Origin of the sequence: uncultured Coprobacter sp., from assembly GCF_947855755.1 — a bacterium.
GTDB lineage: Bacteria > Bacteroidota > Bacteroidia > Bacteroidales > Coprobacteraceae > Coprobacter.
Window position 1 is genome coordinate 18758 of sequence record NZ_CANUAR010000024.1, and the last position, 14901, is coordinate 33658.

Sequence of the window (14901 nt, forward strand, 5' to 3'; positions counted from 1 at the left end):
TAATAAAAAATATTATCCGGTTGTTTTTTACCTTTTTTCCCGGTCTATAACGATGTTGACGGTATTGGTATGGTTTTGCTATTGAGAGAGAAACCGCCTGTTCATGTGGATTTTTCTTAAACTTTGTCCGAGTAAATTTTAGATAGGCTCTAAAAAGCTTCATTATTTTTTGTATGTTTGTTACATGGAATTTAGAACGATCGTACCTTGTGAAAAATTGCAACATCAGATCTCTCATCGGGATAAGATTTTGTTGTTGGGTTCTTGTTTTGTCGAGAATATAGGGCATTTATTGGTTGCTCATAAATTTAATGTAAAAATTAATCCTACGGGTATTTTGTATAATCCGGTTTCCATTGCAGACGCTTTGCAAATGATGTCGGACGGTTATCGATATACGGTAAATGATATTTTTCGGGATGGTAATCTTTGGCACAGTTTTCGGCATCATTCCCGTTTTTCACATACAGATCCGGAACTGTGTATCGACGGAATTAATCGGGAGTTGAAGGCTGGAGCGGAACAACTGCACCGGGCGTCTTGGCTGTTGGTGACTTTTGGTACGGCATATGTGTATTCTTTACGGGAGACCGGAAAGGTGGTTGCTAATTGTCATAAATTGCCGGCTTCGTTGTTCGATCGCCGTCGTGTCGGAGTCGATGAGATGCTTCGGGGATGGATACCTTTGATAGAACGTTTGTCAGATTCTAACCCCGAATTAAAGATTATGTTTACGGTCAGCCCGATCCGTCATTTAAGAGACGGTGCGCATGAAAACCAACTTAGTAAGTCTGTCTTGCTTTTATTCGTGGAGGAGTTATGTCGGATGTATCCTGATAGGTGCATCTATTTTCCTTCTTATGAGATCGTTATGGACGAGTTGAGGGATTACCGTTTTTATGATGCCGGAATGACACATCCGAATGAGCAGGCGATAAGATATATTTGGGAGCGTTTTTCCGAAGCGTGTTTCTCTGAAGAGACCCAGACCTTGAACCGGGAGTGGGAACGTCTTGAAAAAGCGTTGAATCATCGCCCTCTTACTCCGGATAAGGACGCATTCCGGGATTTTACTATGCAAAATTTGTTTAAACTGAAAAAAATCTGGGAAAAATATTCTTACTTTGATCTTTCGAAAGAGATAGATTCTCTGGAGTTGTTTTTAAAAACATTATAACCGGATGAATTATAAAATAACAGATATCGTTTGCATTTTACAGGCAAAGTGCGATATAGTACATGAGTGTACGGTATCGGATTTATTAACGGATAGTCGTTCTTTGACTTTCCCCGAAAAGACTCTTTTTTTTGCATTGGTGACAAAACGTAACGATGCTCATCGATATATAGGAGACTTGTATAGAAAAGGTGTCCGTAACTTTGTCGTGAGCTCTTTACCGGAAGACCGGAAGCAGATGGCAGATGCCAATTTCCTTTTGGTAAAAGATACCTTGTCTGCTTTGCAAAGTCTTGCGGCTGCACATCGAAAACGTTTCAAGATTCCGGTGATAGGAGTTGCCGGGAGTAATGGGAAAACCGTAGTAAAAGAGTGGCTTTACCAGTTATTGCATGAGGATTATAATATGGTGCGTTCTCCGCGTAGTTATAATTCGCAGATCGGAGTGCCGCTTTCTGTTTGGGAGATCGATGAGAATACCGAGCTTGCCGTTATTGAAGCCGGAATCTCCAAACCCGGAGAAATGGATAAGTTGGAAGCGATAATAAAACCGACATTCGGTATTTTGACTTATTTGGGAGATGCCCATCAGGAGGGATTTTCTTCGATGCAGGAGAAATGTATCGAGAAACTTTCTCTTTTTACGCATTCCGAATCGGTTATCTATGATGGAGATGATCCTCTGATTGTAGATTCTGCCGAAAAAATGTGCATGGGAACACGGGAAATAGCCTGGTCGAGAAAAGACAAAGACAGGGCTTTATATATTTCTAAAATTGTAAAAGGAGAAGATTCGACCCGTATCGATTATGATTATTTGCGTTTTTCTTCTTCATTTACGATACCTTTTGTAGAAGATGCATCGATAGAAGATGCGATACATTGTCTGGCGGTTATGCTTTACTTGGGTAAAACCGGAGAAGAAATTGCAGCTCGCATGTGTAAGCTTGAGCCTGTCGCTATGCGTATGGAGGTAAAAGAGGGTCGTAATGGTTGTCTTATCATTAATGATTCGTATAATTCGGACATTAATTCTTTGGATATTGCCCTTGATTTTCAGAACAGGCGTTCGGCGGCACGGGGAATGAGACGTACGTTGATATTGTCGGATATATTGCAATCGGGAATGTCGCCCGATGAGTTGTATCGGCGTGTTGCCGAGATTGTCATTCATAAGAAGATCGACAGGTTTATAGGGATAGGCCGGGAGCTTTTGTCATATAAGTCCCTTTTCCCTATGGAAGCGGAATTTTATTCTACTACCGGAGAGTTTTTGTCGTCAGGGGCGGCAGAGTGTTTCTCGAATGAGCTTATCTTGATCAAGGGTTCTCGGAATTATCATTTTGAAGAAATTTCGGAAGCTTTGGAATTGAAGCAGCATGAAACGATTTTGGAAGTTAATCTGGATGCAATTATAGATAATTATAATTATTATAAACAAAAGCTGAAACCTGAAACCAAAATTATTTGTATGGTGAAAGCTTTCGGTTATGGAGCGGGTTCGTATGAGTTGGCTAAAACTCTGCAGGATCGGGGATGCGATTATCTGGCCGTGGCTGTGGCGGACGAAGGCGCTGAGTTGAGGAAAGCCGGCATAACGATGCCGATTATGGTTATGAATCCTGAAATGAATAGTTTCCGTACGTTGTTCCGTTATTCTCTTGAACCGGAAGTCTATAGTTTTAAATTATTGGATGCTTTAATATATGAAGCAGAACGACAGGGAATTATGCGTTATCCGATACATGTCAAGATAGATTCGGGAATGCATAGACTCGGATTTACATTGGAAGATATGCCACGTTTGTCGGAGCGGCTGAAATCTCAAACGACAGTGATGGCACGATCTGTATTTTCTCATTTTGCCGGAAGCGACGAACCTCGTTTCGATGCTTTCTCACGTCAGCAGATCGCTTTGTTTAAGGAGTGTGCCGTTGCGGTGCAATCTGCTACTCCCCAACCGGTAATGCGGCATATTCTGAATACTTCCGGAATTACCCGGTTTACCGAAGAGCAGATGGAGGCCGTTCGTTTGGGGATAGGTCTTTACGGCATTTCGGCTTGCGGGATGGATACGGACTTGCGTACTGTCTCGACGTTGAAAACTACGATTTTACAAATTAAAGAACTGGATGAGGACCAGACGGTCGGATATAGCCGACGTGGAGTACTTACACGTCGTTCTCGGATTGCCGCTATTCCTATCGGTTATGCAGACGGATTGAATCGGCATTTGGGCAATCGAAAAGGAGCTGTTGTCGTTAATGGGAAGAGAGCGCCGATTGTCGGGAATATATGTATGGATGTTTGTATGATCGATGTTACGGATATCGATTGCAAGGAAGGAGATCGTGTGGAGATATTCGGGGAACAGTTACCGGTAACGGAAGTTGCAGAATGGTTACAAACGATTCCGTATGAAATATTGACCTCGGTTTCTTCCCGAGTGAAGAGGGTATATTATAGAGAATAGTTCTTTTTTGTATTTAATATTTATATCCGATTTGTGACAATTTGAGGTAATTGTTCCGAGCCAACATACAGGCTCCAATGACTCCAGCTTTATCTTTTAATTTAGAAATTGTGATAACGGAGTCTTTGTTGGCAAGGTTAAGAGAAAATTTATTAATAGCACTTATAATTGGCAGACTGATATAATCTCCGGTTTGTGATAATTCTCCTCCGATTATCACTAATCCGGGATTAAAAATATTGATAAGTCCGGCAATATATTTTCCTAATTTGTTTCCAGCTTCTTCAATAATATCAATGGCTAATATGTCTTCTTTGTTCACTGCATCTATAATGTTACTTAATGTTAGATTATTACCTTCTTTTATTGATGCTGAAAGAATTGAGTTTTCACCATTGAGAACACGTTGCATAAAGATACGATGAATGGCCGATCCTGAAGTTTCGGTTTCCAGACATCCTTTTTTACCGCAGTGACATAATTCTTCGTTATCGAATACACTGATATGTCCGAATTCTCCGGAGAAGCCAGATTCGCCATAATATAGCTGTCCGTTTATCATTATGCTTATACCCAGTCCCCAACTGATATTGACAAAAATAATGTTTTTTGCATTATTGGTATTATTACTCATGTATTCGCCATAAAGCATAGCACGAGTATTGTTGTCTATGAAAACTTGATATCCTAATTTTTCATAAAATAAATCGGTTAAAGGGCGCTCGCCGAAATAGAATGTACTGTAGCTATATCCTGATTCGGCGTTTATACGTCCTGATATATTGATATTTATGTCCAATATTTTATTTCGGATAGATTTGTGCTTGTTTATGAAAGTTTGTATTATTTCGCAGAGGGCATTGAATGATTCTATTGTATTCTCGTTTTTAAATGAAATATTCGTTTGTAAATCAACAATATCTCCTTTAAAATTTACAATGCCAATATTAATTCCGAATTTTTTAATATCAACTCCTACAAAATAACCTGATTCGGGATTTAATCCGTATAAATTGGGGCGTCTGCCTCCACTACAGGTTTTAAGTTTACCATAGTCTATAATAAACCCCTCTTCAATCATCTCAGATATGATTTTTGCAACAGTAGGTCCGCTTAAATTGAACTCTTTTGAAAGATCTGCAATTGTTGCTCCTTTATTGTAGATGTAAAAATTTATAATACTCTTTTTTATAAGAATCTTTTTTGTGTCCACTCCGTATATCGAACTGTTGTCCATACCTATTTTTTAACCATTTTAATATAAATAGCAAATATACTCAATAACTCATTGATTTCTGTTTTCTGAATTTATAACTTAGTAAATTTCATATAAATTATATTTTCAAACATTCGGAACGGTTCTGTTTTACTGAATGTCGGTCTGTTTATTCTTTTTAAATTTGACAATTGTATAAACTGGTCTGTGGTCGGAAGCTCTCGATATGTCACCCTGTGTTAAGGTGTATGCAGAAGGAACGTCTGTCTCTACTACAGTACAAGTTATTCCGTTTTTTAGTTGCATGATATAGTCGATACGTTGAGAAGGAGATGAGGCTGGGAATGTGTTTTTGTCGGAAGAGATAATCTTCCATTTCTCTTTTAATAGGGAAATAGTTTCAGAGTCAGTCTTTGAATTGAAGTCTCCTAATAAGAAAACGGGTTTATTACTGTTTTGATACAGTTTGTACATGTTTTTGTTAATTTCTTCAGCCTCGGCCAATTGGTTTAGTTTATGGTCCAGATGCACTGATGCTACGATGTAGTCTTGAAATTCCGCGATGGCGATGATACGGTTTTCTGCTCCGGTGGGCAGAATTATTTTGAAACTGTTTTCTATTTTCTCTCGGGAAGATATGCCGATACCATATCCTCCTTTTTGATAATCTATTGCTTTACCGAAATAGTAATTGTCCCATCCCATATATTGGGTAAATCTGGCTAATTGAAAATGGCCGTTTGTACGAGTGGTGCAGCTATCCAGTTCTTGCAGACATATAATATCGGCCTTTAGTTCGCGCATAAGCGATGCTATTGTAAAATAATTTAATGGGTCATTATTATCATAGCTGAAATATTTGACATTATAACTCACGAGTTTTAATGATATATAGTCATTGTTTTCTTTATTATTGGTATTTTCTGGTAGTTCGTTTTGAGTGCAGGATATTATGCTGGAATAGGAGCACAATAGGATTGCAAAGGTTATATAGAAATCAAGATTTTTCATGAGATTGGGAATTCTGTAAAGTCGGAATATGAACAAGATTTAAAAATCATACCCCGACTTTATTGTATATTTTAGAATTTAAATTTTACTAATAATGGGAAATGGTCTGATATTTCGTTATTCTTATCATCATAAATAAAATCGGAAGCTATGACATATTTTGCCATTTGGGGATTTAGCCACAAATAGTCCACTCTCCTTAAATGTTTGGGAAATGCCCGGGTAAAAGCATCATGAAACATCAGGAATGAGTCGGAGTATCCGGCATCTTTGACAGTGTGGATAACGGAATAATCCAGTTTTCCGTTATTTAAGGCTTTGTATCTCGGATCTTTTTGTTCTCGGCGTTTGACTCGCTCTAGATATCCATCTTTGTGAGTTAAAGAATCTGTTTCACATAGAGAATTGAAATCTCCTGTGATAACGATTTTTTCGTTCTCCGGAATTAGGGCTGCATGTGAAAGAATGCGCTGTATCTCCTTTTCTCTTAAGAAAAAGCTCCATGATGATAAATGTACGACGAATAGATTGATATTGTTTATTTTTGCGTACATATATCCGTGTTCCATGTGATCGTCTACTTTTATAAGGTCACGTATGGGATACTTGGACGTTATGGCGACAGGATATCCGTTTTCTTTAGAAATTGCCGAATAGTAATGTCCATAACGAGCAGCAAGTTCTTTTAAAGATTTATCGGTAAATTTATTCATTTCCTGGAAAGCGACAATATCCGGATCTATTGTTTTTACCCATGTTACATATTTATCCATAACTTTCGGATTACTTTCGAATCCGTGTAGCACATTATAACATAGGATCTTGAAATTGTCTTGTTTCTGTTGAGCTTTTGCAGAAATGATGAAGAATAAAATAAATATAAATATACTTGTTCTTTTCATAATAATTTTATTTTAATATTTCACGTATGATTTTTTCGTAAGCTGTGGCTATTTGCATCATTCCGAGATCGCTCGGGTGAGTTCCATCGACTTTTCCGTCCTGTAATTGATCAATATCATCGAAGCTTAAATGATATATATCCTTTATTCCTTGTCTTTTTAACTTAGCGAATGCTTTATCCATAACTTTATTTACTCGGTTATAGTATCGGTGGTATCGGGGTTGTGATATTGCGTTTTTAAACCCGCTACTATATCCGTCGTGATCTGTTAATATTATAGGAGTTTGCGGATGTTTGTCTCGAATATCCTTTACGGCATTTATGATCAATGTTTCTAATTTTTTATCATCATATACTGTTTCAGAGGTTAAATTTGGTAAACAGTCTAATATGAAAATGGCTGCGTCCAGTTCGCAAATGAGTTGTATGACTTCCGGTTCTAAACGTCCGTTTCCTGAAAATCCTAGATTAATGAGTGGTTTGTTTAGTTTTCGCTGAAGTATTGACGTCCATGTCATTCCCGGTCGGCTGGCACATCCACCTTGTGTAATAGAAGTGCCATATACAATGATCGGGAGTTCGTCACGTGAGCTAAGTGGCATGAATGTCCGGTTCTCATATACTCCGATTTCTAATGAGAGTATGCTGTTATAGGGAGGCAAAAAGAGCTTATATTCCAGCCCTTCTTCATAATAACTGGGAGTCGGTTTTAATCCGGTGTATTTATAGATAATGGTATCCCCGAATGTCGTTGCAGGACGGCACCAATAGAATTTGTCCCCATTGACCGCATATAAATCGAGGCCGCTTGCTCCGACTGCTGGCATGGTTGGTAAAGTTAGTCTACCTCCGACTTTATATCGTATCTGTATTGTTGGGGAGTTTGTTTTGAATCGAATTGTCAGTCCGGATGAAAATTTAGAACGAGCCCAGACTTCCGGTCTGACAATGGATTTTGCTCGAGTAGGTAGCCTGTCATAAAAACCTTCGTGTTCTCCTTGCCAGGCTTGTCCTTCGATAGCATTTATCGTTGAGTTTTGGGGATTCCACCATTTCATTTCTTGAGCGTTTGCTATGATGCTCAAGAAAAAATATAAACAAAATATGTTTAATCTGTGATTCATAATAAAAGTAATATTAAAATTGCTAGAAGTATCCTGGATTTTGTTTTAATCCTAAATTGACCTGACTTTGTGGAATTGGTAATAAAAACTGATATTTGTTTTTGGTATAGACCAGTTTATCGAGAGCTTTACCTAGACGAACCAGATCATAAAAATAATGGTTTTCTCCATAGAATTCGAATTTGCGTTCGTCGAGTATGGCATCTATATATTTACTGGGATCATTCAGAATTTTTTTGTCTAATGGAGGGAGATTTCTTTCAGATCGTAAATAATTCAGTTTCTCAAGTCCTGATTCGTCAGGAGCGCATTCTGCAAAAATTAGGTACATTTCTGTAAATCTGGATATGGTGAACGGACATGTACTTACAGAATTATAGTTGAATTTATTTACTGTTGTATAACCGTCGTTACTTTGTCCGATGCAGAGTGTATAACGTGCATCTGTAGGGTCCATTGAATCTATAAAAGATTGAGATGGCTTGAATTGGTATGATCCTGATGGAGTCATGGCGTAGGTGTTAAATATGTTTCTGTAGTAGTACGCTCCGGTATTGTTTGAGATACACATGATAAGTTCTTTAGGCCCTACACCTACAGCTGATGCTGCCATATTAGCAGCTGGAATTAGTTGGAAGCGGGAGTCTTCGAGAAAACGGCGAGCTATCGATTTGGCTTTGTTATATTCTTTATTGTATAAATATACTCTAGCCAACAGGGCTGATGCTGCTTCGGAAGATGCATAGTAGTAGTACCGAGCTGCAGTAGGAAATTCGGGTGGAGCTTGATCCCATGAACGACATTGAGTTATTGCAATATCTAAATCATCTTTAATAAGTTGCCATACATCGGATGCTGGGGATCTCGGTATGACCTCTTCTGTAATCTGGGTAGATATTGGTACATCTCCGAACTGTGTTACTAATTTTAAATAACAATAAGCTCTTAGATAATGGAGAGATCCGATCATCTGTCTGTTGCTTATGTTTGATAGGTCGGATTTAGTGGACAAATAATTGAGCGCATAATTTGCTTGATGTATTACACTATAAAAATGATAATAATAATTCTCGACGAAACTATTGTCTGACGAAAAATTATTATGGGCAATATTGGCATTGACTAAACTTCCGTTATTTGAATTGTTTTCAATTATTTCTCCCAGACAATCATTCAATATAAGTCCGGCAGGTGTACAGTCCGCTAGAGTATGATAGACTCCTCGAACAAGACTTTGGATATGTTCTGACGATAATTCGTTTTCCTGAAGGGTATCGACAGGTGTTTCTTCTAAAAGAAAGTTACATGACGAGAAAAAGATAAGTATCTGTAAGGTTGTTATAAGTTTGAAATTTTTCATATTTCTATAGATTAAAAGTTTAAGGAAAGGCCTATTAAATACATTCTGGGATTAGGTGTGCCGAAAAAGTCCTGCCCCATTTCTTTAGGAGAAAGTGTATAGCTTACTTCTGGGTCCATACCTGAGTATTTTGTCCATGTTGCTACGTTTTGCATGGTTGCGTATATACGTAGATGTTTTAGCTTAATATGTTTTACCCAATCTACCGGAAAGGTATATCCTAGTGTTATATCTTTTAATTTGAGAAAAGAACCGTCTTCAAGATAACGGTCTGAGGCCATATTGTTGTATTCTGAATTAAATAATGCTCTGGGATATTTATTACTCGTTCCCGGTCCTGTCCATCTGTTTTCAGCACTTTCTTTCAACATATTTGCATCCATTTGTCCCAATCTGTCAGAATATCCACTTCGAAAAATATTTAATATATCATTCCCATATTGATAGGAAAGAGAAATATTTAGATCGAATCCATAAAATTTAAAGGTATTTGTAAATCCACCATACCAGTCGGGCATAGCTTTTCCCGTAATCATCCGTTTAGGATTACCGTTTTCATCCAATGCATATTTCATATCTCCTGCTCGAACTCCGTTTTTGTATAAGTTTTCAGGCACTTCTTTGTCAGACTGATAGATGCCTTCTTGCTTGTATAGGTAAAATGATCCAACAGGTTTGTTGATTTCAAGAATATGGTAATTGCCGACATATACGGGAGTATTCCCTTCCATTAATTTTTTTACTTTATTATTGATAGTCGTGAAAGTTAGATTTGAAGTCCATTCGAAATTACGTTGCTTGATATTTACCGATTTCAGAGATAATTCGAGCCCGGAGTTTCTCATTTTTCCGATATTTACCAGTTTTGTTTTATAACCATATGTGGCTGGCATCGGTTTTTCAAAGAGGAGTCCGTGTGTGTTTTTTATATAGTAATCAATCGAAATATTCAACCTGTCGTTAAATAAGACGGCATCAGTTCCCACATTTATTTGTTCTGCTTTTTCCCAACTCAGATCGCGATTGCCCGGACTCTCAAGGATAATGCCGGCTTGTCCATAATATGGAGCTTCAGCACCCATGTACCGTTGAGCTGTATAATATCCTACGCCTGATTGTTCTCCGGTCATACCCCAACTGACTCTTATTTTCCAGTCGTTGATAAAGTCGAAGCTTTTCATGAAATCTTCTTTATTGATGCGCCAGGCAATAGATGCAGAAGGGAAGACTCCCCACATGCCATTTGAGGGAAACTTGGAAGATCCATCAGCGCGTACTGTTGCTGCAAGCAAATATTTATCGTCCCAACTCAAGTCTAATCTTCCGAAATGAGAGATCAGGGTACTTCCATAAGCATATCCGTTAGCACCGAATGAAGCGGCAGAACGAATATATGTGAATTGTTTAGTGGGAAAGTCCCACCCGCTGGAGATATTCCATGAACGGTTGTAATGTTCGTAAGATTGTCCTACCATTGCAGTTAATCCCAGCTTTTCTTTTATCATAGTTTTATATGTTAACGTATGTTGTAATACGTAGCGAATTGCAGTTGCACGTGATTCTCGGGTATAACCATCGTAAGACTCCATATTCGGAAAATCTGTTGTCCGATTATAAAAGTCGTTATTCGTATTGTATAGCAAACTTAGCTGTGGTTTATATATTAGGCCTTTTGCTAATTTCCAGTTCAGATAAGTAGATGCATTTGCCGAGTAAATCTTGTAATCGGAAGTAGATTCGTTTATCATGGCCTGGACATTGTGATATCGGAGGTCGATACCTCCTATCGCATACGAGCCATCTTTCTTGTAAGGTCGGTCATACGGCCGTTGTGGAAATGATCGTAATATATATCCATAATTTCCGTTTTCACTCGGTACTCTGTTATTAATTGTGTGTCCGAGGCCTATTGTAACTCCAAAATTGACTTTGGAAGATATGATATGGTCTATATTTGAACGGAAGTTGATTCTTCTAAGTCGGTTTGTTTTTATGACACCTTCTTGGTCATAATAGGAAATATTTGAGTAAAACTTCGTATTTCTATTTCCTCCTCTCATGGATAGAGAGTAACGTTGAGTAATAGGTGTATCTTCCCTGAACGGGAGTTTTACCCAGTCATAATCTCCGGGATAATTAACTCCTCTCGGGTCTTTTAATAAAGGTTGATATCCAGCATCTCCCGGATTATAATTGTTATCCTTGTTATAATTATTATAAGCTTCGTTCATGACGGTCAGGTATAAATCTGTATCTGCCATTTCCGGGAGGTTATGTACTTGGCTAAATCCACAGGACATGTTCAGCGAGAAACTGGTGCGTCCACTCTGTCCTTTTTTTGTAGTAATGAGAATTACTCCGTTTGTCGCTCTTGAACCATATATAGAGGCCGCTGCGGCGTCTTTAAGGACATCTATAGATTCTATATCTGAAGGGTCTATCAGCGATAAAGGAGACTGATAAGAAGACCCGAATAATCCGGTTAATTCTGAACCGTCTTCAGTATCCATAGGTATGCCATCGATAACATATAAGGGGTCATTCCCTCCGTTAATAGATCCTACTCCTCTAATGCGTATTGTCCCTGCAGTTCCAGGATTTCCCGAAACGGACTGTACTTGTACTCCGCTAAGTTTTCCTTGTAATAATTGGTCGAATGTGGCATACGAAACGGATAAGTCATCTTTTATTTTCAAAGAAGATATGGCTCCGGTGACATCTTTGCGCTGTTGTGTTGAATATCCTACAACAACAACTTCTTTCATGGATTGTTCCTTTTCTTCGAGAATGGCATTTATCTCTTTTTTATTTTTTATGTAATATTCTTTTGTCTCCATGCCGATATAGGAAAAAACCAAAGTATCTCGAGGTGCGGCTTTGATCCGATATTTACCGTTTATATCTGTAATGGTTTGAGTCGTTTTACTTTTTACAGAAACTGATACGCCGATAAGAATTTCACCTTTTGTATCTGTTACAGTTCCGGTAATTATTTTCTCAAGGCTTTGTGCCGGAAGTTTTCCGGCAGTAAATAGCCCGATGAGAATTGTAAGTGTTATTTGATATATTTTCATGATAAATTATAAATTTTTGTGGGATGAATCTTTACTGATGCTTCACAAGCTGGATTACTGCAACTTTTTTGCGAGATTCTTTTTCGGAGATTTGTAACAGATATATTCCGGTATTAAGATGAGCCACATCGATTTTATTTTGTCCGGCTGAACAATTATTTGAGAATATTAATTTCCCATTGGTCGTGAAAATGTTAATAATATAGTCTTTATCATTGTCAAGACCGGTTAAATTAATTTCTTTATCGAAAGGATTTGGAAAACAGCTTATTGTCGCTTTTTGAGAAACAATGATTCCGGTAGGAGTCTTGTTTATGTTAATTTGGTTTGTTGCAATTTCTTTTGTTGCACAAGGTAAAGAAGTTTTCATGCGTACATATATTGTATGATTTCCCTCTTCCAGTTGGTAACCGGCCAATCTCAATATGTTGTTTGACGAGAAAACATCCAATGGGTATTCAAAATCGGGGTCATCTAATGCAAATTGAAATAGAGGATCTTCTCCACCTGTTACAGATTGAGCTTCGATAATGATGGCATCCCATTCATCCGATTCAGGAATATTGGATGTCAGCGATACAGATGGTTCTATTTCGTTTTCAACAGTGAATATGATATTTTCACTCATGTTATTCAATGTGTATGTTATTGTATGTTCGCCCAGTCCGGCTAAGGATGCGTTAAACGTTGATCCTGTAACTCCTTTTCCTGACCAACTGCCTCCTGCGGGTGTGGCAGATAGTGAGATAGTTGATTCTAAGCATACTTTTTGAGATTTGTGGTTGATTTGCGGTTTGTCGATATAGTCGACAACAATTGTAAATATATCTCCGGAAGTGAATTCGATACCTTCTGCTGTTATAGTCATGGCTTCGTCATCATACTGTACCGGTATGAATATTGTATTGGTTTCTGTTTTTTTTATCAAACCGACTTTAGGGTTTTCTGCCAATAATGTCGCTATTGTTGGCGAAACTTTGAATTGTAGGCTAATCGTATTGATCCCGGATAAATTGATTTTCCAATTTCGTTTTAAAACTGTACAGGCTATTTCTTTTTCGTCTTCATTAAAGGCTTGTATTTGTTCTGTAGTATTAAGAGCGTCAGATGTTGCTCCGACAAAAGCAAATTGTCCATCTTCTTGAAATTTGGCAGGAGATGAAAAAGAACTTCCGTTTGATATTGTCAATATACCTTCATCTTCAGTTAACCCGTAACCGATCCGTCCGGTCGATTTTATTTGAGAAAGTCCGGAAGCATCATCGCGTACAATGCCTGTAATATAATTATTATAAGAAGAATAGTCAGAAGTTTCTCCTGCCCACCAAATTTGCCCTGCACTACTTGAATAAGTGAATTTATAGTTTGGTGTAGTAGGTACTTTTGTTGGATTGGAAGAAGAGGATTTAATTAGAGTAATACCATATTTCGCAGCAAGATAAGACTCTATTTTGTATCTTTCTTCATCTGTAATAAGTCTGTCGAAAGCTATAATTTCAGCAATATCTCCTTCGAGCCATTTACCTATTTTAGTCGTTCCTGCAACACTAACTCCGGCATAGAAAATACCCTCTTTCGATGGGGAGGAAACGAATCTTGTCAGGACGCTGAACAGACCTCCGTCGAAAGTTACCATATCTCCTTTTGGGTTGCCAAAAGCTGCAAAACAAGAATGGAAGCCAGTGGCTTTACTTGTTATTGCTGTAGAACGTGTTCCCCAATAATTGTTGATTCCATCAGAAACTAACCATGTCGGAGTAGGATTAGACCCCATTTTGTAAGTTTGAAAAAAAACAAGGTCTTCTTTATTCCCGTAATCTGTTATACCTTTTTCCTGAATAGATAAAACTGTTGATTCCTCTTTATTTTCTGTAGTTAGATTTGCTGAATAAACTGCGAAAACTGATTGGTATTTTTTATTTTCTAATCCTTTTAATGCAATTTTCCCATTGAAATGAACTGTTGGGTTGAAATTGACGGTGCTGTTTTTTAGTGTCAATGATTCGGAGTCTCCTTCTTCTCTTTGGAAAAGTTCGATTTCTTGCTTTTGGTCAGATAGATCTTCCCAATACGGACTTGTCAATTTATTATCCGCATTTATGGTCACACCCTTATCTGCTCTAAGCCATAAAACCGATCCTGATACTCCTCCCGGTTTTATTTGTGCATTTGCAACAAAAACCGTTTCAATACATAATAACGATAGTAAAAACGCCTTTTTCATAATTGATTGTATTAATGGTTGATTTAGATATAATGGTTTTGAAATCTCGGGTTAATTATATCAGGAATTTGAATATTATTTTAAATAATCTTGTTGCAAATAAAATGATAAAATTGTAAATTGCAAAATATTTACGAAATATTTTTTGTATATGCATGAGTATATTACAAAAATATTACAAAAGTGTTTCGATTCTATGATAGATGTGTTTTGCATATGTGTTTGTTGTCTATTTTTTTTTATAATTATTTGTTTTACATTGTATTGTATTTGTGGTTAAAGGCTGGATATTGTAGGAATATAGGTGTGTATGATGATTTTTTTATTTTGAAAATATT

General features: G+C 37.5%; 9 protein-coding genes. 2 read left to right on the plus strand and 7 right to left on the minus strand.

From position 1 onward, the window contains the following. The first annotated feature begins 184 nt into the window (after positions 1-184). Together Q0093_RS11815 and Q0093_RS11820 are read left to right on the plus strand one after the other, a co-directional pair. The gene (locus Q0093_RS11815) at positions 185-1177 is read left to right on the plus strand and encodes a GSCFA domain-containing protein (protein ID WP_278716255.1); all 993 of its coding nucleotides are present in this window, start codon (positions 185-187) and stop codon (positions 1175-1177) included. A gap of 4 nt (positions 1178-1181) precedes the next feature. Further along, positions 1182-3650: a bifunctional UDP-N-acetylmuramoyl-tripeptide:D-alanyl-D-alanine ligase/alanine racemase gene (locus Q0093_RS11820; RefSeq protein WP_022390478.1), complete on the plus strand. Its 2469-nt coding sequence runs from the start codon at positions 1182-1184 to the stop codon at positions 3648-3650. 13 nt (positions 3651-3663) lie between these two features. On the opposite strand, the gene Q0093_RS11825 is transcribed toward Q0093_RS11820, so the two are convergent. The 7 genes from Q0093_RS11825 to Q0093_RS11855 all read right to left on the minus strand — a co-directional run bounded on the left by Q0093_RS11825 (position 3664) and on the right by Q0093_RS11855 (position 14563). Beyond that, positions 3664-4887, minus strand: coding sequence for an ROK family transcriptional regulator (locus tag Q0093_RS11825; protein ID WP_022390479.1), 1224 nt, complete (start codon positions 4885-4887; stop codon positions 3664-3666). Positions 4888-5016: 129 nt separating this feature from the next. Next, positions 5017-5877: an endonuclease/exonuclease/phosphatase family protein gene (locus tag Q0093_RS11830; RefSeq protein WP_022390480.1), complete on the minus strand. Its 861-nt coding sequence runs from the start codon at positions 5875-5877 to the stop codon at positions 5017-5019. Positions 5878-5948: 71 nt separating this feature from the next. Beyond that, positions 5949-6779 carry an endonuclease/exonuclease/phosphatase family protein gene (locus Q0093_RS11835; protein ID WP_297930751.1) on the minus strand — a complete coding sequence of 277 codons (831 nt, stop codon included), beginning with the start codon at positions 6777-6779 and terminating at the stop codon, positions 5949-5951. A gap of 7 nt (positions 6780-6786) precedes the next feature. Beyond that, positions 6787-7905, minus strand: coding sequence for an SGNH/GDSL hydrolase family protein (locus Q0093_RS11840; RefSeq protein WP_022390482.1), 1119 nt, complete (start codon positions 7903-7905; stop codon positions 6787-6789). A 22-nt stretch (positions 7906-7927) separates the two neighbouring features. Beyond that, on the minus strand, positions 7928-9265 hold the full coding sequence (locus tag Q0093_RS11845; RefSeq protein WP_022390483.1) for a RagB/SusD family nutrient uptake outer membrane protein: 1338 nt from the start codon (positions 9263-9265) through the stop codon (positions 7928-7930). 11 nt (positions 9266-9276) lie between these two features. Then, a complete protein-coding gene (locus Q0093_RS11850) occupies positions 9277-12339 on the minus strand; it encodes a TonB-dependent receptor (protein WP_022390484.1) in 3063 nt (1020 codons plus the stop codon). 31 nt (positions 12340-12370) lie between these two features. Further along, positions 12371-14563 (minus strand): T9SS type A sorting domain-containing protein, encoded by a 2193-nt coding sequence (locus Q0093_RS11855; RefSeq protein ID WP_022390485.1) that lies wholly within the window; start codon positions 14561-14563, stop codon positions 12371-12373. Positions 14564-14901 lie beyond the last annotated feature (338 nt).